Origin of the sequence: Pseudoduganella sp. UC29_106, assembly GCF_044055365.1 — a bacterium.
In the GTDB taxonomy this organism is placed as follows: Bacteria; Pseudomonadota; Gammaproteobacteria; order Burkholderiales; family Burkholderiaceae_D; genus Rugamonas.
Genome location: NZ_CP171977.1, coordinates 2442971 through 2464808 on the forward strand (window position 1 = coordinate 2442971; position 21838 = coordinate 2464808).

The 21838-nt window shown below is 67.4% G+C and carries 19 protein-coding genes and 2 pseudogenes; 15 read left to right on the forward strand and 6 right to left on the reverse strand.

Features of this window, described 5'->3' with window-relative positions; all coding sequences use genetic code 11:
* Window positions 1–12: 12 nt before the first annotated feature.
* The 9 genes from ACHMW6_RS12675 to ACHMW6_RS12715 all read left to right on the forward strand — a co-directional run bounded on the left by ACHMW6_RS12675 (window position 13) and on the right by ACHMW6_RS12715 (window position 11643).
* A complete protein-coding gene (locus tag ACHMW6_RS12675) occupies window positions 13–786 on the forward strand; it encodes an SDR family NAD(P)-dependent oxidoreductase (RefSeq protein ID WP_395407440.1) in 774 nt (257 codons plus the stop codon).
* Window positions 787–817: 31 nt separating this feature from the next.
* Window positions 818–2932 (forward strand): 3-hydroxyacyl-CoA dehydrogenase NAD-binding domain-containing protein, encoded by a 2115-nt coding sequence (locus ACHMW6_RS12680; RefSeq protein ID WP_395407442.1) that lies wholly within the window; start codon window positions 818–820, stop codon window positions 2930–2932.
* 188 nt (window positions 2933–3120) lie between these two features.
* A complete protein-coding gene (locus ACHMW6_RS12685; protein WP_395407444.1) occupies window positions 3121–5592 on the forward strand; it encodes a TonB-dependent receptor in 2472 nt (823 codons plus the stop codon).
* A 17-nt stretch (window positions 5593–5609) separates the two neighbouring features.
* Window positions 5610–6947, forward strand: a complete 1338-nt coding sequence (locus ACHMW6_RS12690) for an FAD-dependent oxidoreductase (protein ID WP_395407445.1) — start codon at window positions 5610–5612, stop codon at window positions 6945–6947.
* A 16-nt stretch (window positions 6948–6963) separates the two neighbouring features.
* Window positions 6964–7860 (forward strand): SDR family NAD(P)-dependent oxidoreductase, encoded by an 897-nt coding sequence (locus tag ACHMW6_RS12695; protein WP_395407446.1) that lies wholly within the window; start codon window positions 6964–6966, stop codon window positions 7858–7860.
* Window positions 7857–8615, forward strand: a complete 759-nt coding sequence (locus ACHMW6_RS12700; protein WP_395407447.1) for an SDR family NAD(P)-dependent oxidoreductase — start codon at window positions 7857–7859, stop codon at window positions 8613–8615. Before ACHMW6_RS12695 ends, ACHMW6_RS12700 begins: the two co-directional genes overlap by 4 nt.
* A 17-nt stretch (window positions 8616–8632) precedes the next feature.
* Window positions 8633–9934 carry a spinster family MFS transporter gene (locus ACHMW6_RS12705; protein ID WP_395407448.1) on the forward strand — a complete coding sequence of 434 codons (1302 nt, stop codon included), beginning with the start codon at window positions 8633–8635 and terminating at the stop codon, window positions 9932–9934.
* Between the two features lie 53 nt (window positions 9935–9987).
* Entirely contained in the window at window positions 9988–10734 is a 747-nt protein-coding gene (locus ACHMW6_RS12710) for a TetR/AcrR family transcriptional regulator (RefSeq protein WP_395407449.1), read from the forward strand.
* Window positions 10735–10737: 3 nt separating this feature from the next.
* A complete protein-coding gene (locus ACHMW6_RS12715) occupies window positions 10738–11643 on the forward strand; it encodes an alpha/beta fold hydrolase (RefSeq protein WP_395407450.1) in 906 nt (301 codons plus the stop codon).
* Here the strand turns inward: ACHMW6_RS12715 and prpR are convergent.
* Entirely contained in the window at window positions 11608–13581 is a 1974-nt protein-coding gene (prpR, locus tag ACHMW6_RS12720; RefSeq protein ID WP_395407451.1) for a propionate catabolism operon regulatory protein PrpR, read from the reverse strand. The genes ACHMW6_RS12715 and prpR overlap by 36 nt on opposite strands.
* 129 nt (window positions 13582–13710) lie before the next feature.
* Between prpR and ACHMW6_RS12725 the strand changes: the two genes are divergently transcribed.
* Window positions 13711–14901: an acyl-CoA dehydrogenase family protein gene (locus ACHMW6_RS12725; RefSeq protein WP_395407452.1), complete on the forward strand. Its 1191-nt coding sequence runs from the start codon at window positions 13711–13713 to the stop codon at window positions 14899–14901.
* On the forward strand, window positions 14891–15673 hold the full coding sequence (locus tag ACHMW6_RS12730; protein ID WP_395407453.1) for an SDR family NAD(P)-dependent oxidoreductase: 783 nt from the start codon (window positions 14891–14893) through the stop codon (window positions 15671–15673). The genes ACHMW6_RS12725 and ACHMW6_RS12730 overlap by 11 nt, the downstream gene beginning before the upstream one ends.
* Before the next feature lie 9 nt (window positions 15674–15682).
* Here ACHMW6_RS12730 and ACHMW6_RS12735 read toward each other — a convergent pair whose 3' ends face one another.
* The gene (locus ACHMW6_RS12735) at window positions 15683–15982 is read right to left on the reverse strand and encodes a hypothetical protein (RefSeq protein WP_395407454.1); all 300 of its coding nucleotides are present in this window, start codon (window positions 15980–15982) and stop codon (window positions 15683–15685) included.
* Window positions 15983–16175: 193 nt separating this feature from the next.
* Window positions 16176–16400: pseudogene (locus ACHMW6_RS12740) on the reverse strand (TetR family transcriptional regulator); the annotation flags it as partial.
* Between the two features lie 35 nt (window positions 16401–16435).
* On the opposite strand from ACHMW6_RS12740, the gene ACHMW6_RS12745 reads away from it, so the two are divergent.
* From ACHMW6_RS12745 to ACHMW6_RS12760, 4 genes and pseudogenes are all read left to right on the forward strand, one after another.
* Window positions 16436–18376 carry an FAD-dependent oxidoreductase gene (locus tag ACHMW6_RS12745; protein WP_395407455.1) on the forward strand — a complete coding sequence of 647 codons (1941 nt, stop codon included), beginning with the start codon at window positions 16436–16438 and terminating at the stop codon, window positions 18374–18376.
* A gap of 38 nt (window positions 18377–18414) precedes the next feature.
* Window positions 18415–18855: an SRPBCC family protein gene (locus ACHMW6_RS12750; protein WP_395407456.1), complete on the forward strand. Its 441-nt coding sequence runs from the start codon at window positions 18415–18417 to the stop codon at window positions 18853–18855.
* A gap of 20 nt (window positions 18856–18875) precedes the next feature.
* Window positions 18876–19304: pseudogene (locus tag ACHMW6_RS12755) on the forward strand (SDR family NAD(P)-dependent oxidoreductase); the annotation flags it as partial.
* Window positions 19305–19362: 58 nt separating this feature from the next.
* Window positions 19363–19626 carry an SDR family oxidoreductase gene (locus ACHMW6_RS12760; RefSeq protein WP_395407457.1) on the forward strand — a complete coding sequence of 88 codons (264 nt, stop codon included), beginning with the start codon at window positions 19363–19365 and terminating at the stop codon, window positions 19624–19626.
* Window positions 19627–19633: 7 nt separating this feature from the next.
* Here ACHMW6_RS12760 and ACHMW6_RS12765 read toward each other — a convergent pair whose 3' ends face one another.
* Genes ACHMW6_RS12765 through ACHMW6_RS12775 form a run of 3 tightly spaced genes read right to left on the reverse strand, consistent with a single transcriptional unit; the run spans window position 19634 to window position 21824 of the window.
* Window positions 19634–20419, reverse strand: coding sequence for an enoyl-CoA hydratase/isomerase family protein (locus ACHMW6_RS12765; RefSeq protein ID WP_395407458.1), 786 nt, complete (start codon window positions 20417–20419; stop codon window positions 19634–19636).
* Window positions 20416–20814, reverse strand: coding sequence for a DUF6285 domain-containing protein (locus tag ACHMW6_RS12770; protein ID WP_395407459.1), 399 nt, complete (start codon window positions 20812–20814; stop codon window positions 20416–20418). The genes ACHMW6_RS12765 and ACHMW6_RS12770 overlap by 4 nt, the downstream gene beginning before the upstream one ends.
* Window positions 20811–21824: a phosphotransferase family protein gene (locus ACHMW6_RS12775; protein WP_395407460.1), complete on the reverse strand. Its 1014-nt coding sequence runs from the start codon at window positions 21822–21824 to the stop codon at window positions 20811–20813. The genes ACHMW6_RS12770 and ACHMW6_RS12775 overlap by 4 nt, the downstream gene beginning before the upstream one ends.
* Between the last annotated feature and the right edge of the window lie 14 nt (window positions 21825–21838).

Below are 21838 nucleotides of genomic sequence, written 5' to 3' on the forward strand. Positions count from 1 at the left end.
GAGGATCACACAATGTTCAAGGGTAAGGTGGCAGTGGTTACCGGCGCGGGGCAGGGCATCGGGCAGGGCGTGGCCGAGGCGCTGTTCCGGCGCGGCGCCAGCGTAGTGCTGGCCGACCTCGACGAGGGGTTGGCGCGCGGCGCGGCCGAGGCGCTGGCGGCCAGGGCGGAGGGCGGCCAGCAGGCAATCTGGATGCGCACGAATGTTGCGCGCGAGGAGGATGTGGCGGCGCTGTTCGCCGCTGTCGCCAAGCGCCTGGGCCGGGTCGATATCCTGGTCAACAACGCCGGCATCATCACCAAGGCGCCTTTACTGGAGCTGGACGAAGCGCAATTCCAGCGCGTGCTGGATGTGAACCTGAAAGGGGTGCTGTTCGCCAGCCAGCATGCGGCGCGCGCCATGCTGGAACACGGCGGGGCGATCGTCAACATCGGTTCCGTGGCGGCCCATGCCAGCGTGGCGCACACGGCTTCCTACTCGGTCAGCAAGTCGGCCATGCTGGCGCTGACGCGGGTCATGGCCGTTGAATGGGGGCCGCACCGCATCCGTGTGAATTCTGTCAGCCCAAGCGGGGTGGAAACGGCCATGGGACGCGAGTTGCAACAGCGCGATCCCGAAGCCTTTGCCCGGCGCGCCCAGCGCGTGCCGCTGGCCGGCGCTTTGCAGGTAGCCGACGTGGCCGAGGCGGTGCTCTACCTTGCCTCGGACCAGGCGCGCTACGTGACAGGGCAGGACATCCTGATCGATGGCGGCCTGCTGCTGCAAAACCCGGGCTTCGTGCCCTGAGAGACTGTTCCCTATTAGGAAATCCAATCCCATGACATCCCTGGTACAACTGGAGCGGCATGGCCGCATCGGCGTGCTGCGCATTGCCAATCCGCCAGTCAACGCGCTGTCGGACGCGGTGGTGGCCGGCATGAAGGCGGCGCTGGCCGCCTTCGCTTCCGACCCCGCCTACGATGCGCTGCTGATCCACTGCGACGGACGCAGCTATATCGCGGGCGCCGACATTACGGTGTTCGAGCAGCCCGGCTACAGCGCGGCCCCTTTCAACGCCATGCTGAATGCCCTGGAGCGCGAAGAGCGGCTGGTTGTCACGCTGCTGCACGGTACAGCGCTGGGCGGCGGGCTGGAAGTCGCGCTGGCCTGCCATTACCGTGCGGCGCTGGCCGATGCGCGCGTCGGCCTGCCGGAAGTCACATTGGGCCTGCTTCCCGGCTCCGGCGGCACGCAGCGCCTGCCGCGCCTGACCGGCGCGCCGTTCGCGCTGGCGATGATGCTGGAGGGGCGCATGGTCAGCGCGGCCGATGCCCACCGTGCCGGCATGATCGATGCGCTGGTCAGCGGCGAACCGCTGCAGGCCGGCCTGGCCTACACCGAACAGCTGCTGGAACGCGGCGCGCCGCCGCGCCGCGCCAGCGCCTTGCCGGCGGATGCCCATCCGCTGCCGGCCGGCCTGCTGGAACAGGCGCACGTCGATGCTCGGCGCAAAGCAGCTTACCCTGCCGCAGCGGCCATCGTGCAGGCGGTCGAGGCGGCGGTGACGCTTCCCTATGCGGAGGGTGCTGCGGTTGAAGCGCGGCTGTTCATGGAGTGCGTGCACTCGCGCCAGTCGAAATCGCTGCGGCACCTGTTCTTCGCCGAGCGCCAGGCGGCGCGCGTGCCGGGGCTGGAGCGCAAGCCATTGCGTCCCATCGCCAGGGTGGGCGTGGTCGGTGCGGGCACCATGGGCAGCGGCATCGCGATGAACTTCCTCAATGCCGGCATCGAGACGGTGGTGCTGGAAGCGTCCGCCCCTGCGCTGGAGCGTGGCCTGGGCGCAATGCGCAAGCAGTACGAAGCCAGCGCCGCGAAGGGCAAGATCACTGCGGCCCAGCTGAATGCGCGCCTGTCGCTGCTGCATGGCAGCCTGGATTACGCAGCCCTGGCGAACTGCGACCTGGTCATCGAAGCAGTCTTCGAGGACATGGCCCTGAAGCGCCAGGTTTGCGCGCGCCTGGGCGAAGTCTGCAAGCCCGGCGCCATCATCGCGACCAATACGTCGACACTGGATGTGGACGTACTGGCCGAAGCATCCGGCCGGCCCGGCGATTTCATCGGCCTGCATTTCTTCAGTCCCGCCAACGTGATGCGCCTGCTCGAAGTGGTTCGCGGTGCTCGCACCTCGCCGGATGTGCTGACGACGGCGATGAAGCTGGCGTCCACCATCCGCAAGGTCGCTGTGGTGTCCGGCGTGTGCTATGGCTTCATCGGCAACCGCATGCTGGACGGCTATCTGCGCGAAGCCGAGTTCCTGCTGCTGGAAGGCGCCAGCCCGGCGCAGATCGATGCGGCGGTGGAGGGGCATGCGACGCTTGGCATGGCGATGGGGCCTTGCCGCATGCTCGACATGGCCGGTATCGATGTGGCGGCGAAAGTGGTCCACGAGCGGGCGGCGGAAGGCAAGCTGCCGCCGGACCGGGCCTACCGCTGCGTGACGCAGCGGCTGCTTGCGCTGGGCCGCCTGGGCCAGAAGAGCGGCGCCGGCTACTACCGTTACGAAGGACGCGCGCCATTGCCCGATCCGGAGCTTGAAGTGGTGAGCGCGGCACTGGCCATCGAACATGGCCTGACGCGCCGGCGCGACATCAGCGACGGCGAAATCGTCGAACGCCTGCTCTACCCGCTGATCAATGAAGGGGCGCGCATCCTGGAAGAGGGCATCGCCTATCGTGCCGGCGATATCGATGTCGTATGGTGCGCCGGCTATGGTTTCCCCGATCACCGGGGCGGCCCGATGTTCATGGCCGGGCAGCTTGGCCTGGCACATGTCGCTGCCCGCATTGCGCACTACGCCGCGACACGCGGCAACGCCTATGGCTACTGGAACTGCGCGCCGCTGCTTGCGGACCTTGCGGAAAAAGGCGCCGGCTGGTCGTCCGAAATACGTTGACAACCGACCGGACGGTCGATATATTTTAAGCACTCATTCGGTTTACGACCGTCTAGTCGGTCGAGTATGTGGCCACTGCGCGAAAGACGCGGGGCCGACAGGTATGCTTCGGATAACCCGATCAATCCAGAGGGGACAGTATGTACAAGAATAGAAACAAGAGGAGAGTAAGCCGGCATGCATTAAGGATGATAGCGCTGGCGAACCTGGGCCTGGTGAGCGCGCTGCCGGCGGCGAAAGCGGTGGACACCGATCCGCCAGCAGCAGTCGAAGCGGGTAGCGCCGCCACCGCAGCGGCGCCAGTCGCCGCTGCAGCCGCACCCGCCGCCGAGGAAACAGGGCAGGTGGTCAGCGCAGCACCCAGCGAGGACTCGCAAAAAGTCGTGATCAGTGCGCGCCGCCGCTCGGAGCGCATGATCGATGTACCGGTCGCGGCGACGGCGGTGAATGCCGCGGACATCCGCCAGTATGATCTGACCCAGGTGGCCAACATCAAGCTGGTCGCGCCGCAGATCACCTTCGACCGTGGCTTCACCGGCGGCGGCGCCTCGATCTCGATGCGTGGCGTCAGTTCTTCCAGCCTGGATGCAGGGCTGGAGCAGTCCGTGCTGCTGGATTTCGACGGCATGGCGATCAGCCGCGGCCGCGTACTGAACGACGCCATGTTCGACATCGACGAGATTGACGTGCTGAAAGGCCCGCAAACGCTTTACTTCGGCAAGAACTCGCCGGGCGGCGTGGTGTCGGTCAAATCGGCCTCCCCGACGCGCAAACTGAGCGGCTATGCGCGCCTGGGCTACGAGACCACGAGCGACATGCCTTCGGTCGAAGCGGCGGTGTCCGGTCCGATCAGCGAATCGACGGGCTTCCGCGTGGCCCTCTTGAGCAGCAAGAGCAAGGGTTATATTGAAAACCAGGACAAGGTGGGCGTGCCTGACCTGGTGCGCACCGCTGCCTCGGGCAGCACCTTTGTACCGGCGGCGCCGTCGCGCCTGGGCGCCGAAGAGAAGCTGGCCACGCGCATCTCGCTGTCCTATGAGAACGACGATAATTTCGACGCCTCGTTCAAGCTGCTGCTCAGCCGCTATCGCGGCCAGGGTCTGCAGAGCTTTAGTGAAGTGATGGGATGCCCGGCCGGCGTGACCAAGCCGCGCATCCTGGGCATTACCGATCCCAATGGCGACTGCACGCTGAATAACAAGTCGTCGCAAGGCTGGCTGTCTTCGACCATCATCAATGCCTGGCCGGAGGTCAAGACCAACGGCGGCGGCGAGCCCTATTCGAAGAACGACACCATCCTGCCGACCCTGACGATGAATTACAAGCTGGGCGACATCAAGCTGACATCCGTGACCGGTTACTACGATTACGACTACGTCAGCCAGGGCAATGCCGACGCCACCTCCTACTCGTACTACTGGTCGTACAGTAATGAGAAGAACAAGAGCTTCTACCAGGAGCTGCGCGCCGTCTCTTCCTACCAGGGTATGCTCAATTTCTCGGCTGGTGGTCACTATGAGAACAACCGCCGCACGCTGTATGTGGGCGGCGTCAACGGCCCGGTGCCGCGGGATGCCGCGACCGGCCGCTACGAGAACTACGACAACCAGCAGCACAACCGGAGCCACGCTTTTTCGGTGTTCGGCCAGGTCAGCGTGAACTTCCGCAAGGACCTGGAGCTGAGCGCCGGCGGCCGCTACACCCAAGAGACCAAGAAACTGAGCTCGTCCAACGTCTACGTCAATCCCAATACGGCCGGCTTCCTGCCGCAGGGCGTGCTGATCGAAGGCGAGAAAACGGAGCACAACTTCTCGCCGGAGGCGACGCTGACCTGGCACCCGACAGCGGACACGATGCTGTACGGCGCCTACAAGACCGGCTTTCTGTCCGGCGGCTATTCGAATCCGGGTACGCTGTCGCCTGTGACCAGCATCAAGTCGCTGTCGTTTTCGGCCGAAAAGGTCAAGGGCTTTGAACTGGGCGGCAAGGCCACGCTGCTCAACCACAAGCTGACGGGATCGGTCACTGCCTACCGCTATGAATATACGGGACTGCCGCTGACCTCACTGATCGCGCTGGATGCAACGCGCGTCACCTTCGTCACGCAAAATGCCGCCACCACCATCGCCCGCGGCGTGGAGCTGGAGGGAACCTACCGCCCCGTCAAGGGACTGATGCTGCGCGGCTCGGCGAGCTACAACGATGCCTACTTCTCCGACTTCGCCAAGGCGCAGTGCTATACGGGGCAGACGGCGGCGCTTGGCTGCATTGCCGATCCGGTCACCAAGGCGTCGACGCAGGACCTGTCCGGCAAGGTCGTCTACCGCTCGCCGAAATGGCTGCTGACGGCGGGTGCTGCCTACGAGTGGCTGGCGACGCCGGACTTACGCGTGAACGTGAATGCGGACGCGCGCCGCTCGACCGCCTACTACGCGGGCCTGAACCTGAATCCGACTTCCTACCAGCCCGGCTACACAACGCTGAACGCAGGCGTGCGCCTGACCTTCAACGACAAGTGGTCGTTTGCCGTCATCGGCCGCAATCTCACCAACCGCATTTATGCGACGCTGGCGGTGGACAAGCCTGGCGGCGCCGGCGAGGCCTTTGCGGTGGCGGGCGAGCCGCGCATGGTGGTGATCCAGGTGGAAGGGAAGTTCTGACAAGGCGAGGGGCGGGCATGAGTGCTGAAATCCTTGAATGCGACCTGCTGGTCATCGGCGCCGGCATGGCCGGCCTGTCGGCGGCTGGCTGGGCGGCAGAGCGCGGCGCGAAGGTGGTAGTGGTGGAGAAGGCGTCGGAGCTGGGCGGTTCGGCCGTCCTGTCGGGCGGGATGCTGTGGACCGCATCCTCGCCGGAGCGCATGGCCCTGTATGGCGGCGGCCGGCGCGACCTGGGGCGCGTCGTCTGCGACAACTATCCGGTGGCGCTGGACTGGCTGCGCCGGCGCGGCATCGAAGTCTCGCGCACCATGCAGGTGCTGCACGGCTACGGCTACCAGATCGACATCATCGGCCATTTGCGCGGTTGCGCGGAACTGGTCGAGAAGCACGGCGGCCACGTGGTTTTCGATACCACCACCACATCCCTGCTGCGCGACGCGAGCGGCAGGGTCACCGGCGGCCGCACCACCTGCGCCGACGGCGATGTGGACGTGCATGCCCGCCATACCATCATTGCCACCGGCGGCTATCAGGGCTCGCCGGAGCTGCGGGCGCGCTATATCCATCCGAATGCGGGCGGCATGCTGCTGCGCTCCAATCCCGCCAGCACGGGCGACGGGCTGCGCCTGGGACAGGAGGCTGGAGCGGAAGTAGCCGGCGAAAACCCGGGATTCTACGGCCACCTGGTCAGCGAGTGCGAAGCCTGGGGCAGCGAAACGCGCCTGTACACCATGCTGTCCCAGTACCACAGCGATCACACGCTGCTGCTGAACGAGGATGGACGGCGCTTCTGCGACGAGAGCTTCGGCGACCATAGCAACACCTATCACACGGTGCTGCAAGAGAATGGCCGCGCGCTGTGCTTCTGGGACCAGCGCGTGCAGTCCGGGCACGCCACCCAGCCCATCGTGGCAATCGCGGCGCCAATGGACCGCATGGCGGTGGCGCTGGAATACGGAGGCAAAGGCATCGCCTCCGCCTCGCTGGACGAAATCGCCGCATTCGCCAATGCGCAGGGCTTCGATGGCGCCCAGGCGCTGCGCTCGATCGCGAAATACAACCACCAGTGCCGCAATGGCTGGGAAACACTGTCGCCGCCGCGCGCCGAACATTGCCTGCCGCTGGATGCGGCGCCATTCTATGCGCTGGTGGTGCATCCGGCCATTACCTTCACTTTCGGCGGCCTGACGATCGACACGCACGCCCAGGTGCTGCGCCCGGACGGCACCCCGGTCGAGGGCTTGCTGGCCGCAGGCAGCGACGCCGGGGCGGCTTTCGGCACCGGCTACGCCGGCGGCCTGGCATTGGCAATGACCTTCGGCCTGGAAGCGGCGCGCACCGCGGGCTGGAACTAGAACAAGGGAGACGGGTATGCGGAAATTCGAAGGCCGGGTTGCAGTCATTACCGGCGCGGGCAGCGGCATCGGCGCCGCGCTGGCCTGGCGCTTTGCCAGGGCAGGCATGAAGATCGTCGCCGCCGACGTGGACCATGCCGCCGCCGACGCGCTGCAGGCCGCGCTGGCCAAGGCGGGCCACCAAGCGCTGGCCGTGCGCACGGATGTTGCACAGGCAGACCAGGTGGAAGCACTGGCGGAGCAGGCTTACCGCGCATACGGCTCGGTCGACCTGTTATGCAATAACGCGGGCGTGGTACCGTCTGGTCGCTTCCGCGCGGCGTGGGAATATACGCTGGAGGACTGGCGCTGGTCCCTCGATGTGAACCTGATGGGCGTGGTGCATGGCATCCGCAGCTTCGTGCCGCGCATGCTGGCGCAGGGGACGGAAGCCCATGTAGTCACGACTGCGTCGATCGCCGGCTTGATCAGCGGCGCGGCTTCCGTGCCTTATGGCGCGGCCAAGCATGGCGCGGTGGTCGTGACCGAGGCGCTGTATGCGGCCTTGCAGGAGCGTTCGGCGCCGATCGGCGTCACCGTGCTGTGTCCGGGCGTGGTGAATACCAACATCTATCGCTCCGAGCGCAATCGCCCCGCCGAATTGCGCCCGGCCGGCGGTCCCGCCGAGGAGGCGCCGGAATTGCAGGCGGTTGCGGCCGACCTTTACGGCGGTGCGCTTACGCCTGATGCGGTGGCCGAGCAAGTCTTCGAAGCCGTGTGGAACAATCAGCTGTACGCGCTCACCACCAGCAATTTCGATACCGCGATCCGCGAGCGCGCCGATGCCGTGCTGGCGCGGCGCAATCCGCAGTTCGCCAATCTGCTTGACATGAGCAAGCTGCGGGACGGGCGGTCAGCGCCCGCAATGTCATGAGCGGGCGTCTGCAGGGCAAGGTCGCGCTGATCACGGGCGCAGCGTCGGGGATCGGACTGGCTACGGCGCAGCGGTTCGCCAGCGAGGGCGCCAGCGTGGTGCTGGCCGACCGCAATGCGGTAGCGCTGGAGACGGCCCTGGCTTCTCTCCGCGAGGCCGGCGAAGGACATATGGCCCTGCACCTGGACGTAACAGAGGAAAGCGCTTGGGCCGCCGCCATTGCGGCCGTGGGCGAGCGGTATGGCAGGCTCGATATCCTGGTCAACAATGCGGGCTTTGGCCGCTTCTGTCCGATCGCCGAGACCACGCTGGAGGAGTGGCGCGCCATCATGGCGGTGAACCTGGACAGCGTCTTCCTCAGCACCCGCCATGCGCTGCCCCTGCTGGCGCGCAGCGGTCGCGGCGCCATCGTCAACGTGGCCTCGATGCGCGGGGTGGCGGCGGCCGCCAATACCGGCGCCTATTGTGCGTCGAAAGCGGGCGTGCTGCTGTTCACGAAGACCACGGCGCTGGAGTGTGCGGCGGCGCGCAACGGCGTGCGCGCCAATGCTGTGCTGCCCGGGCATGTCGAGACGCCGCTGACAGCCGCCGCCTATGCCGATCCGGCCATCGCCGGGCCGATGCTGGCGCACACACCGCTGGGACGTTTTGCCCGGCCGGACGAGATTTCGTCGGCCATCGTTTTCCTGGCGAGCGACGAATCGAGCTATATGACGGGCTCGGAACTGGTAGTGGACGGCGGCGTCACCGCCTGAACGCAGCGGAGGTACGCATGTCTGTTCAACTGTTGAAGAATGAAGCCGGCGAGCGGCGCTATGTGCTGTTCCTGCTGTTCCTGGTGTCCGTGCTCAGTTACGTCGACCGCACCATCCTGTCCATCCTGCAGGTGCCGATCAAGGCCGACCTGGGTTTGTCCGATTCCCAGCTGGGCGCGCTGACCGGCCTGTCTTTCGCCCTGTTCTACGCGACCCTGGCAGTGCCGATCGCGCGCCTGGCCGACCGCACGGTGCGCAAGCGACTGGTGGCCGGCGCCCTCGCCACGTGGAGCGCCATGACCGCGCTGACCGGACTGGCGGGCAGTTTCGCCAGCCTGGTGTTCTTCCGCATCGGCGTGGCGGCGGGGGAGGCCGGCAGCATCCCGGCTTCGCAGTCGATGATCGCCGATATCTATCCGCCCGACTCGCGCGCCACGGCGTTCGCGTTCTGGGGGCTGTCGCTGCCGGCGGGACTGATGCTCGGCTATGCCGGCGCCGGGGCGCTGGAACAGATGTTTGGCTGGCGCATCACCTTTGCCATTGTCGGCGGCGCCGGGCTGGTGCTCGCGCCCATCGTGCTGTGGACCCTGCGCGAACCGGTGCGGGGCCGCTACGACCCGGTGGCGGCGCAGGCGGAATCCTTCAGCACCATGCGGTCGCTGCGCTTCCTGTGGGCGTCGCGCTCCCTGCGCTGCCTGTTCGCGGCCGGCGCCTTGCACACCTTCACCTGGTGCGCGGCCAACAGCTGGAATGCGCCGTTCTATGTGCGCGTGCACGGTATGCCGCTGGCCGAAGTCGCGCGCGACCTGGCCCTGTTGAACGGCTTCGGCAGCGCCATCGGCATGTACCTGGGTGGTCGCCTGTCGGACTATTTTGGCGCCCGCAACCCGAGCGGCCGGCTGTGGGTGGTCAGCGCCGCCTTGCTGCTGCTGGTGCCCTTTGCGCTGGCGCAGTACCTGGTGCATTCCGCCGCGCTGTCGATCGCGCTGGGTGCGGTTACCTCGGTGCTGATGCTGGTGTATTACGCGCCTATCGTCGCGGTTACCCAGCTGCAGGTGCCGCCGGGCATGCGCGCCTTTGCCGCCGCGGTGCTGCTGCTGGTGACCAACCTGTTCGGACTGGGACTCGGCCCGCTGGCCACCGGATTCGTCAGCGATATCCTGGTGGACCGCTACGGCATGGCGGCGGAGTCGCTGCGCTATGCACTCAGCCTGGCAGTGCTGCTTTCCTGGGGCGCAGCCTGGCTGTTCTGGCGCGCTTCATCGCGCATGGAGCGGGAAATGCCGGTTTCGCGTATGTTTTTAGCTTCAACCGACTAGAAGGTCGAGACGCTTTCGGATATGCTTCGTCCATCAGACGAAAAGGAGTTGCCGTGAAAGCTGAACTGCTACCAGCAGAAGTAAAGAACCAGGCCGAGCGTGGTCCGACCCTCGCCGCGGAGCAGCGCATCCGCCAGATCGTGGACGAAGCGGCGAAGCTGTTCGACCAGGTGGGCTACCATTCAGCGAATATGGAAATGGTGGCCAAGGCAACGAACCTGCGCAAGCCAACGCTCTACCATTACATCAAGAGCAAGGAAGAAATCCTGCTGCGCATCCACCAGATCCTGATCGACGACCTGGCCGCCAAGCATGAGGAGCGGGTCGCCGCCGGCCTGGGTCGCGAAGACCTGCTGCTGGGCATTGTGACCGACATCCTCACCGCCATTGCCGAAAACCGCGGCTATGTGCGCGCCTTCCTGGAGCATTACCGCGAACTCGATCCGGCCATCCGTCAGCAGATCAGCGGCAAGCGCCAGGCTTATTTCAAGTGCGTGACCGACCTGGTGAAGGATGGCGTGGCCAGCGGCGAATACTATAGCGACGATGTGAACCTGTCCTCCCTGTTCCTGCTTGGCCAGGTCAACTGGGCCTACCAGTGGTATGTGCCTGGCAGCAGCCCGGCGCCCACGGTCATCGCGCGCAAGATGCTGGACACCTTCCTCTATGGCCTGACGCGCCCGGCACCGGCAGCGGCGCCTGCGAAGGCCGCCAAACCGGCGAAAGCCGCTTCCGCAACGCCCGTGAAGGCCGCGGCCAAGACCGGCGCGCGCAAGGCGCCGGCGAAACGGTCGAAGTAGGCCATGGCGGAGGACAGCGCCACGCCTGGCTGGTTCCTGGCGGCTTTGCAGTCGCCATGTTCCGGCGGGATGATCGAAGTGGATGGCTGTCCGCTGCACTACCTGGCCTGGGGCGACCCGGCCAGTCCGCCGCTGCTGCTGGTGCATGGCGGCCTGGCGCACGCCCGCTGGTGGACGGCGATAGCGCCGCAGCTTGCGCGCCACTACTACGTGATTGCGCCCGACCTGGCCGGCCACGGCGACAGTGGGCGCCGCGCCAACTACACGCTGGAAGCATGGGCCGCCGATCTGCTGGCCGTGAGTCGCGCCGCCTGTGGTGAGCGACGACCCGTGATTGTTGGTCACAGCCTGGGTGGACAGATCGCGATTACCGCCGCGGCCCTGTATGGCCGGCAGCTGGCCGGCGTGGTGGTGGTCGATGCGCCCGTGACCCGGCCCGATCCTGAAAGCGGGGCGCTGGTGCAGCATGCGCGCCCGTTGAAGGTCTATCCGGACCTGGCCGGCGCGATGGCGCGCTTTCGCCTGCTTCCCCAGCAGCCCTGCGAAAACGCCTGGCTGTTCAACTATATCGCGCGTCATTCGCTGCGGGAGGCCGAAGGCGGCTGGAGCTGGAAATTCGATCCGGCCGTGCTGTCGCGGCCATTGCCCACGTCGCTGGCCGACTACCTGGCGCGCGCGGCCTGTCCGCTGGCGATGGTGCGCGGCGAGTACAGCGCCGTGGTGCCGCCTGAAACGGCGGAGCTGATGTATGAGCTGTGCGAGCGCAGCGCGCCGCTGATCGAAATTCCCTGTTCCTGGCACCATCTGCTGATCGACCAGCCGCTGGCTTTCCTGTCCGCCCTGCGCGCGCTGCTGGCGGCATGGGAGCACGCCTCAGCTCCCGTCCGGCGCGCGCAGGCGGCGCCATAAGGTGCTGCGGCTGACTCCCAGCCGCTCGGCGGCCAGCTGCACACTGCCGCCGCAATCGCCCAGCACGGCGCGGATATGGGCTGCTTCGCTGGCCTGGCGGCTGGCGCGCAGCGGCATCGGCATCGACAGAGACGCCGGTTGCGGCGCGGGCTGACCGTCCGCTGCAAACCATTCCGGCATCAGCCTGCGCAGCCAGGCCTGGTCGATGCCACTGCCGTTGCCGCACAGCTCCGGCTCGGAAAGCAGGGCACGTTCCAGCACATTTTCCAGTTCGCGCACATTGCCCGGCCAGTGCCAGGCCAGCAGGTAAGGCTGCAGCGCCGCCAGCAAGGCTTGCTGGTGTGCGGCCGGCAGCGCCTGGGCGGCTATGCGCTGCAGGATGGCGCGCGCCACCGGCATGATGTCCGCGCTGCGCGCCCGCAGCGGCGGCACTTCCAGGCGCAGGATGTTGAGGCGGTAATACAGGTCTTCGCGGAAGAGGCCCTCGGCGATGCGTGAGCGCAGGTCGCAGTGGGTGGCGGCGATCACGCGCACGTCGATCGGCGTGGCTTCGGTTGCGCCCAGGCGCAGCACTTCGCGCTCCTGCAGCACGCGCAGCAGGCGGGTTTGCAGCGGCAGCGGCATGTCGCCGATCTCGTCGAGGAAAACGGTGCCGCCGTGGGCTGCTTCGAACAATCCCATCTTTCCGCCCTTGCGCGCACCGCTGAACGCGCCTTCCTCGTGGCCGAACAGCTCACTTTCCAGCAGGGTTTCGGGAAACGCCGCACAATTGATCGGCACGAAGGGGCCGTGCCGCCGCGAGCCGGCGCTGTGGATGCCTTGTGCCAGCAATTCCTTGCCGGTGCCGCTCTCGCCTGTGACCAGCACGGTGGACTCGCTGGCGGCATAGCGCCGCGCCAGTGCGATCACGGCGCGTTGCGCTTCGCTGTCGCCGGCGATCTGCTCCAGCCGGTAGCGCGCCACGTGGTGGCTGGGCCGCGTCGAGTTGCGGATGTGGCGGTCGGCGCGCTGCACGGCGTGCACTTCCTGGCAGGTGATGACGACGCCGCTGCGTTGACCGTTCTCCACCACCGGCAGGGCATTGGCGACAACGGTGCGCCGGCCTAAGCGGACGATGCGATCGGTTTCGCCCACATGGCCGTCCAGCGCCGGCGCCAGGACGGCCAGGGCCTGGCCGGCGGCTTGCGCGGCCGGCAGGTCCAACAGGCGGGCCATGGCGGGATTGATGGTGCGCACCAGGCCATCGCGGTCGAGCGCGACCACGCCTTCGCTCAGGTGGTGCAGCACGGCGTCGAGTTGCTCGCGCCGTGCCTGTTCTGCGCGCCGGCTGCGGCAGATGGCCAGCGCGTCATCCAGCGCTTCGCGCACTGCGTCGGCGCTCAATGCCAGCACGCCGTGCACGCCGGCCCGCCTGGCCAGTTCGACTACCAGCGAGGAACCGATGATGGCGCCAATGCCATCGGCCGCCAGTTGCGTAACGGCTTCCTGCGCTTCGGCCAGCGTGCCGTAGCAGCCCTGGCGCAGCTGCACGGTAAACAAGGGAGCCATGCGTTCCAGTTCGGCGCTGATATGCGGGTAGCGGAGGAGGGCGACTTTCGGCGCGAGCTGGCGCGCGTGGTCCAGCGCCCGCAGCAGGTCGCGCCCGCCCACGCGCAGCGGCAGTACGGGGCTGGCCAGGTGCTGGCGCAGGAAAGCCGAGGTGGCGCCGGTGGCGATGAACGCGTCGGCGCGGCCGTGCTGTTCCAGCTCGCGCGCCAGGGTTAGCGCGTCGGCCAGTGCAGTATCGATCACTTCCACCTGCGCTTGCGCCGCATAGGCGGGCAGCAGCTGGCGCGCCAGCTGCGACAGGGGGCTGGGCGTGTCCGGACGCTGCAGGTGACTAACCAGCAGCACGATGCGCGGCAATCCGGCGGCCGCCGGAGGGAAGGGGTGTTTCATCTTTGATCGCTTTCTTGCGACGGCGTGTCGCAGAATTGAAAACCGCGGGCGCGTTGCGCCCACGGCGCAGGCACGGGCCCGGAACTTGCTGTAGTCATCGCAACAGCAACCCGATATGGAAAGGCCAGGATGGACTTCACGATTTCCGAACAATTGCAGACCCTGCGTGAGCAGACCAGGCGCTTCATCGCCGAACAGGTGATCCCGTTGGAAAACGATGTGCGGCAGGGCAGCCACGGTCCGGACGAACAACTGAAGCAGGAGCTGGTGGCGCGGGCGCGCAAGGCCGGTCTGCTGACGCCGCACGCCGCGCCGGAGTGGGGCGGCCTGGGCCTGTCGCATGTGGCCAAGGCCATCGTGTTCGAAGAAGCGGGCTACTCGCCGCTCGGGCCGATCGCAATGAATATCCACGCGCCCGATGAAGGCAATATCCACTTGCTGGAAGCGGTGGCCACGCCCGCGCAGAAGCGGCGCTGGTTGCAGCCGCTGGCCGAGGGCCGCACGCGTTCCTGCTTTGCGATGACCGAGCCGGCGCCCGGCGCAGGTTCCGATCCGTCGATGATCGCCACCACGGCGGTGCGCGACGGCGACGATTACATCATCAATGGCCGCAAATGGTTCATCACCGGCGCCGAGGGCGCCGCCTTCGCCATCATCATGGCCCGCATGGAAGATGGCTCGGCCAGCATGTTCCTGTGCGATACCGACCGTCCCGGTTTCATCGTCGAACGCATGATGGATGCGCTGGACACCTGCTTCAGCGGCGGCCACGCCGTGCTGCGCTTCGAGAACCTGCGGGTGCCGGCTTCCGACGTGCTGGGCGAGTTGGGCAAGGGTTTCCGCTACGCCCAGGTGCGGCTGGCGCCGGCCCGCCTCACGCACTGCATGCGCTGGCTGGGCCAGGCGCGGCGCGCCCACGACATCGCCTGCGTCTATGCGCGCGAGCGGCAGTCCTTCGGCAAGGCGCTGGGCGAGCACCAGGGCGTGGGCTTCATGCTGGCCGACAACGAGATGGACATGCACGCCACCCGCCTCGCTATCTGGCACTGCGCGGCGCTGCTGGACACGGGCGCGAAAGGCAATGTGGAATCGAGCATGGCCAAGGTCATCAGCTCGGAAGCGCTGTGGCGCGTGGTGGACCGCAGCGTGCAGGTGCTGGGCGGGCAGGGCGTGACGGGAGAAACCATCGTCGCGCGCATCTTCCGCGACATGCGTGCCTTCCGCATCTACGATGGCCCGAACGAAGTGCACCGCATGAGCCTTGCGCGCAAGATCCTGGCGCGCCATGGGCATGAGCAGGGAGGCGGCCATGGCGCATGAGGCGGAAAACACGATGTTTTCGCTGGCCGGGCGCAGGGCGCTGGTGACGGGCGCTTCCAGTGGCCTGGGCTGGCATTTCGCGCGTACGCTGGCGCAGGCCGGCGCCGAGGTGGCGGTGGCTGCGCGCCGTACCGACCGCCTGCAGGCGCTGGTGGCGGAAATCGAAGCGGCCGGCGGGCGCGCCCGCGCATATGCGCTGGACGTGACCGAGCGCGCGTCCGTCGTGGCCTGCCTGGATGCGATGGCGGCAGACGGCGCGCCGCCGGACATTGTCGTCAACAATGCCGGCGTGACCGCGACCTGCAGTGCGCTGGCAGTGGACGATGCGCAATGGGACGCCATCCTCGGCACCAACCTGACCGGCGCCTGGTACGTGGCGCAGGAAGCGGCGCGGCGCATGGTGGCTGCGGGGCGCGGCGGTAGCATCATCAATATCACCTCCATCCTGGCCGAACGCGTGGGCGGCGGCGTGGGGCCGTACAGCGCGGCCAAGGCCGGCCTGGCCCAGCTGACGCGCTCGATGGCGCTGGAACTGGCGCGCTACGGCATTCGCGTCAACGCCATCGCGCCCGGCTATGTTGCGACCGGGTTGAACGACGCATTCCTGCACAGCGAGCCGGGCGAACGGCTGAAGCAGCGCATTCCGATGCGCCGTTTCGGCAGCTACGCCGACCTCGATGGCCCGCTGCTGCTGCTCGCATCCGGTGCGGGCAGCTTCATGACCGGCGCTCAGCTGGCTGTGGACGGCGGCCATCTGTGCAGCGGCCTGTAGTGGCGGGCGCTACGCCTGCTTGCGGCGCGGCGCGGGCCGCGCCATGCCGTGCAGGAAGCTGTCCATGATCTGCCGCGCGATCACGGACGGCGCCGGGCTGACGCCGGGCACATGCCACTGGTAGGTCCAGTTCACCTGGCCGAGCAGGAACAGGGCCGACAGCCGCACATCGTCGGTGTGATAGACGCCGTCGGCCACGCCATCGGCGATCAGGTCGGTCACGCACTTGAAGTAGGCCTGGCGCTTTTCGCTGATCTGCGCCCGCATGGCCGGATCGAGTTCGCGGTAATGTTCGAAGAAGGCGCGCACATAGCCCGCGGTTTTCGGCGATGGCGGTCAGGATGTCGGTCACGATGCCCAGCAGCAGCGCCTCGCGGCCCAGGCCCTGATCCACACGCGCCTGGTGGGTGGCGGCGAAATCATCGATCAGCGCCTGGTGGATGCGCAGCAGGATTTCTTCCTTGCTCTTGATGTAGTGGTAGAGCGTCGGCTTGCGCAGCTGCGCGGCCTCGGCCACCATTTCCATGCTGGTCGCGTGGTAGCCGACCGTATCGAACAACTGCGCGGCGCCGCGTACGATCTGGGCGATCCGCTGTTCCGCCGCCGCGGTCGGGGTCTCAGTGTTCACAGTGTTTCCTCGGATCATTAATCGACAGTTGCAGTATAACGGCAAATAATTCGACCGTCTAGTCGGTTGACATTGTAGTGTGGCTGCTGGTAAGGTCATGTCATCCGGACCTGGTGTCAAATGGGAGAGTGCGCATGGCTTACGAACGACTGTTTTCGCCTTACCAGCTGGGCGGGATGCCGCTGAAGAACCGCATCGTGGTACTGCCTTACGGGACCAGCATGGTGCATGACGGCGCCGTGACCGAAGAGGACATTGCCCACTTCGATGCCGTTGCCGCTTCCGGCGCGGCCCTGGTGATTACCGGCGCCACGGTGGTCCATCCCAGTTCGGCCATGCGGCTGCGCAAGCTGGTGGAAGTGTATGACGAGCGCGTGCTGGATGGCCTGCGCCGGCGTGCCGATGTGATCCACAGCCACGGTGCAAAGCTGTACGGCCAGCTGGTGCACCTGGGGCGCGAGACGATAGGCATGGAGTCGGATCACGCGGCGTGGGCGCCATCGCCACTGCGTTCGCCGCGCGATCCTTTTCCGCCGCATGAAATGGACCGGGCGCAGATCGCCACCATCGTGCAATCCTTCGGCCGCGCCGCTGCGAACCTGAAGCGGGCAGGGTACGACGGCTGTGAAATCCACGGCGCACACGGCTACCTGGTGGCGCAATTCCTGTCGCCTGCCACCAACCAGCGCAGCGACGCCTATGGCGGCACGCCGGAGCGCCGACTGCGCTTCCTGATCGAAGTGATCGAGGCCATCCGCACTGAATGCGGCGATGGCTTCGGCCTGAGCCTGCGCCTTTCCGCCGATGAGGAAACGGTGGACGGCCTGGAAGTGGCCGACACCATCGGCATTGCCACTGCGTTGGCAGCGCACGGACAGGTCGATGTGCTGAACATCACGATGGGCACGCGCGGCCTGTACGTAAAGGACATGACGGCGCCGGAAGCCACGGCGGCCAGCGCCGCCGCCCGCATCCGTCGCGCCAGCGGGCTGCCGGTGATCGTGGGGCAGCGCATCAGCACACCCGATGTGGCCGAGCGCGTGCTGGCCGAAGGCGCCTGCGACCTGGTGGGCATGGCGCGCGCGTTCCTGGCCGATCCGGAATGGGTGGCCAAGGCCGCCGCCGGCGAAGCGCAGCGCATCCGGCCCTGCCTGAACCTGAACCAGGATTGCCGCGCCTTTGCGCCGCACCTGCACTGTGCCGTGAACCCGCGCACCGGGCGCGAATTGTGGCCGGAATTCCGCGACGCCCGACCTGCCGCGCCGTCCAGGCGCATTGCCGTCATCGGCGCCGGGCCGGCCGGACTGGAAGCGGCGCTGATTGCGGCCCGGCGCGGCCACCGCGTGACGGTGTTCGAGGCGGCCGACGGCGTGGGCGGGCAATTCATGTACGCGGCCGCCGTGCCGCACCGCCACAGCCTGGCGCGCCTGGTCGACCAGCAAATCGGCGAGTTGCGCCGGCTGGAGGTACCGATCCTGCTGGGGCGGCGGGTGGACGGCCCGGCCGACCTGGAGGGGCAGTTCGATGCCGCCATTGTCGCCACCGGCGCCGCCGCCCGGCCGCTGGAGGAAGCATTCCGTCAGCCGGGTGTAATGAGTTGGTTTGATGTGCTGCGCGACGGCGCACCGCCGCCCTCGGGGTCGCAGCGCGCCGTGTTCGTCGACGATGGCAGCGGCTTCTGGTGGAACTACGGCGTGGCCGAAGCACTGGTGCTGGCAGGCTGGCAAGTGACGATCGTGACGCCGTCCGCGACCATCGGTCACCAGATCCCGGCCGAGAGCATGGCGCCGCTGCTGGGCAGGCTGGCGATGGGCAAGACCAGCTTCCGCGTCCTGAGCACGCTGGAGGCGGTGGCGCCGGGCGTCGCTACCGTGCTGCCGCTGGGCGGCGATGAGGCGGAGCAGCTGGAATGCGACCTGGTGGTGCTGCAGACCGGGCGTGCCGCCGTGCCGGGACCGGCGCAGGCGCTGCGCGACGGCGGCATGGCGGAGGTGTACAGCATTGGCGACTGCACGGCGCCGCGCCGCATGTCGCATGCGGTGTTCGAGGCGCAGCGCCTGGCGCGCGTCATCTAGGGAAGACTACAATCACAAGCGGAGACAAGGAGATGCACATGGCGGAACTGGAGGCAAGCGCTGAAATCGGCGCAGGGGCCGAGGCGGTATGGGCGCTGCTGGCCGATTTCGGCGCGATACAGCAGTGGTGGCCGCGCGGCGGCCCGGTGGAAATCGAGCGCGTGGAGAATGAAGGCGAGGGCGTGGGCATGGTGCGGCACATCTACAACAAGGGCGCGGCGCAGTGTGTCAGCGAGCGCCTGGAAAGGATCGATCCGGCGGCCAGGAGCCTGACGCTATCCATCGTTGGCCAGCCCCCGGGCGGCATCACGGCCTATATCGCCACCAGCACGGTGTACGCCACCGGTGCGGACAGCTGCCGTATCGAGCACAAGGCGCATGTGACCACGGTGCCTGGGCGCGAACAGGCGGTGGAACGCTTCCTGCGGCAAGCCTACGACCTGATGTTCCGCGGCCTGGCACAGGGAGCATCGTCATGAGCGCCCCGGCAGCGATGGATATGCGCGGGCGCGTGGCGCTGGTCAGCGGCGGCGCCTCCGGCATCGGGCGGGCTTGCGCGCTGATGCTGGCGCAGGCGGGCGCGCGAGTCGTGGTGTCCGACCTGGCGCAGGAAACCGGCCTGGCGGTGGTGCAGGAAATCCGCGCCGCCGGCGGCGAAGCCCAGTTCGTGCAGGCCAACGTCGCCAGCGAGAATGAGGTGCGCGCCATGGTCGGGCAGACCGTGGCGCTGTATGGCCGGCTCGATTGCGCCGTCAACAGCGCCGGCATCTTCGGCAAGATCGCGCCGCTGGAGCAGCATGAGCTGGCCGATGTGGAGCGCGTGCTGGGCATCAACCTGACCGGCGTTTTCCTGTGCATGAAATACCAGCTGGATGCAATGCTGCCCCATGGCCGCGGCTCGATCGTGAACATTGCATCGATCCAGGGGCTGGTGTCCGGCGCGGGGGGCGGCCATCTACAGCGCGAGCAAGCATGGCGTGGTCGGCATGTCCAAAGGGGCGGCAATGGATCATGCGCGCAGCGGGGTGAGGGTGAATGTGGTCTGTCCCGGAACCATCGAGACGCCGCTGGCGCAGAAGTACTACGCCGAGCGCGGGCTGCCGCTGCCGAACGATAACAGCCGCATTCCGATGGCGCGTGTCGGCCAGCCGGAAGAAATCGCATCGGCTGTGCTGTTCCTGTGTTCCGATGCGTCTTCCTATATGACCGGCGTTTGCCTGCCGGTCGATGGCGGGGTGATTGTCCAGTAGCGATGGATCAGCGGCCGTGGAAGGCCGCTGCGCGCTTGTTGAAGAAGGCGTCCAGGCCTTCGGCAAAGTCGGCGCTGCCGGCGCAGGCGCAGAAGGCCCGCTGTTCGGCTTCCAGTTGCTGCCCCAGCCCGCGTCCGAGAGAGGCGCGCAGCAGTTGCTTGGACTGTCCGTAGGCGAAAGTCGGTCCGGACGCCAGGCGCGCCGCCAGGGCCGCGGTTTCCTTTTCCAGCTCTCCGCGCGGCACCACGCGGTTGACCATACCCAGGCGCAGCGCTTCGGCGGCATCCACGGTATCGGACAGCAGCACCAGCTCCAGCGCCTTGCGCAAGCCCACGATGCGCGGCAGACTCCAGGAAGCCGAGCCGTCCGGACTGGCGCCGATGCGCGAATACGCCAGATTGAACACGGTGTCGTCGGCGGCGATACAGATATCGCAGGCCAGCGCCAGGCTGACGCCGGCGCCAGCCACGGCGCCGTGCAGGCTGCCCAGCACCGGCTGCGGCAGCGCCGCCAGGATGGCCAGCGCCTTGTGCAGCGGTTCGATGATTTCGGCCGCCGTGCGCGGCGCGGTCGCCAGGTCGGCCTGGAAGCGGGCCAGGTCGCCGCCGGCCATGAAGGCCTTGCCTTCGCCGCTGATGACGACGGCGCGCAGCCAATCCGCGCCCAGCAGCGAGCGGCTGACTTCCAGCAGGCTTTGCGCCATGTCGCGGTCGATCGCATTCAGCGCGGCAGGGCGGTGGAAGCGGATGCGCGCCACGGCGCCATCGCGTTCAAACAACAGTGGACTGCTCATGGCTGCCCCTCCAGATATCGTGGATTGCTTTGCGCGACCTTGGCGCGGCACACCATGCGCAGCGCAGCCTGTACACCGGGGTGCAGCACCGTGCCGGGATCGGCCTGGCCGGCGCGGATGGCCTGGCACAGCAGGCGGTTGCGCTGAGTGAGCTCCGCCTGCAGCCGTTCGGGCGGCACTTCAAGAGGAAGGCCGAACAATTCGCCGAGCGCCGCCACTTCGCGCTGCTCGGGGGCGTCGCCGTCTTCCAGCTGGCGGCGCGCGATGACCATCGCGTTGGCGATCATCAGCGCCTGGTGGCGCTGCTCGGGCGGCAGGGACGGCGCCAGTTCGCTGCGCAGCAGCTCGCGTGCCGTATCCAGCAGGTCCGCTGCGTTCGGGATTTCGCGCATCATGCCTCCGCTGTCATGTCGAGGATTTCGAACTCGAGTTCCGGCACCTTGTGGCCGGTCAGGGCCAGCATCAGCGAGCGTTCCTCGCCCGAACTGTGGCGCGCCGCCTGCTGCAGGGCGATGATGGCCCAGCTCATATGGGCCATGACTTCCCAGTAGTGCACCTGTGCGCGCGGCAGCGGTGCGCCGGATTCCTCTTCGTAGCCGCGATAGAAGTCTTCGCGCTCGCCGATGCCGCCGGCCTCGCGCTCATTGGCGCCGAAACGCCAGCATTTGGCGCAGAACCAGCCGATGTCTTCCAGGGGATCGCTCCAGCCGGCGAATTCCCAGTCCAGGATGGCGGTGAGGCCATCGGCATCGACCAGGTAATTGCCCGTGCGGTAGTCGCGGTGGCACAGCACTTCCTTGCCGGCCGGCGGCGCATGCCGTTCCAGCCAGCGCAATCCCCATTCGAGCGCGGGACGGGGTACCGGCTGGGTGTCCAGCCAGTCGCGGTAGCGCTGCACAAGACGCAGCGCCGGAGCGCCTTCGCTGCGCGGCAGGAAGGCCAGTTCGCCCGGCTCCGGCACGATGGAATGAATGCGCGCCAGTTCGCTGCCCAGGCGCCATGCCAGCTGCTTGCGGTCGCCGCCCAGCTTGCCATCCTTGACCAGCAGGTGGCCTGCTGCGCTGCCGGCGGCGCGCCGCATCAGGCAGAAGGGCCGGCCCAGCACCGTGCTGTCGGCGCACAGCCAGAGCGGTTCCGGCACGGTCACGCCGCGTGCAAAGGCCGCCCGCAGCAGCGCAAATTCCTCGGCGCGGCCATGGCTGACGCCCACGCCCGAAGGCGCGTCGGTGCGCAGCACGTAGTCAAACGCGCTTTCGTGAGGCCCGCCGTCGATGCTGCCCTGGATGCGCCAGTTTTCCTGGATTGCACCGCCGGACAGGCGCTCGCAATGAGTGATCGTGACCTGCCTTGCACCGGCTTCGCGCGCAATGAAGCCGGCCAGCGCATCGCGCTTGCTTGTGTCCATAACCCGCTCCCGGT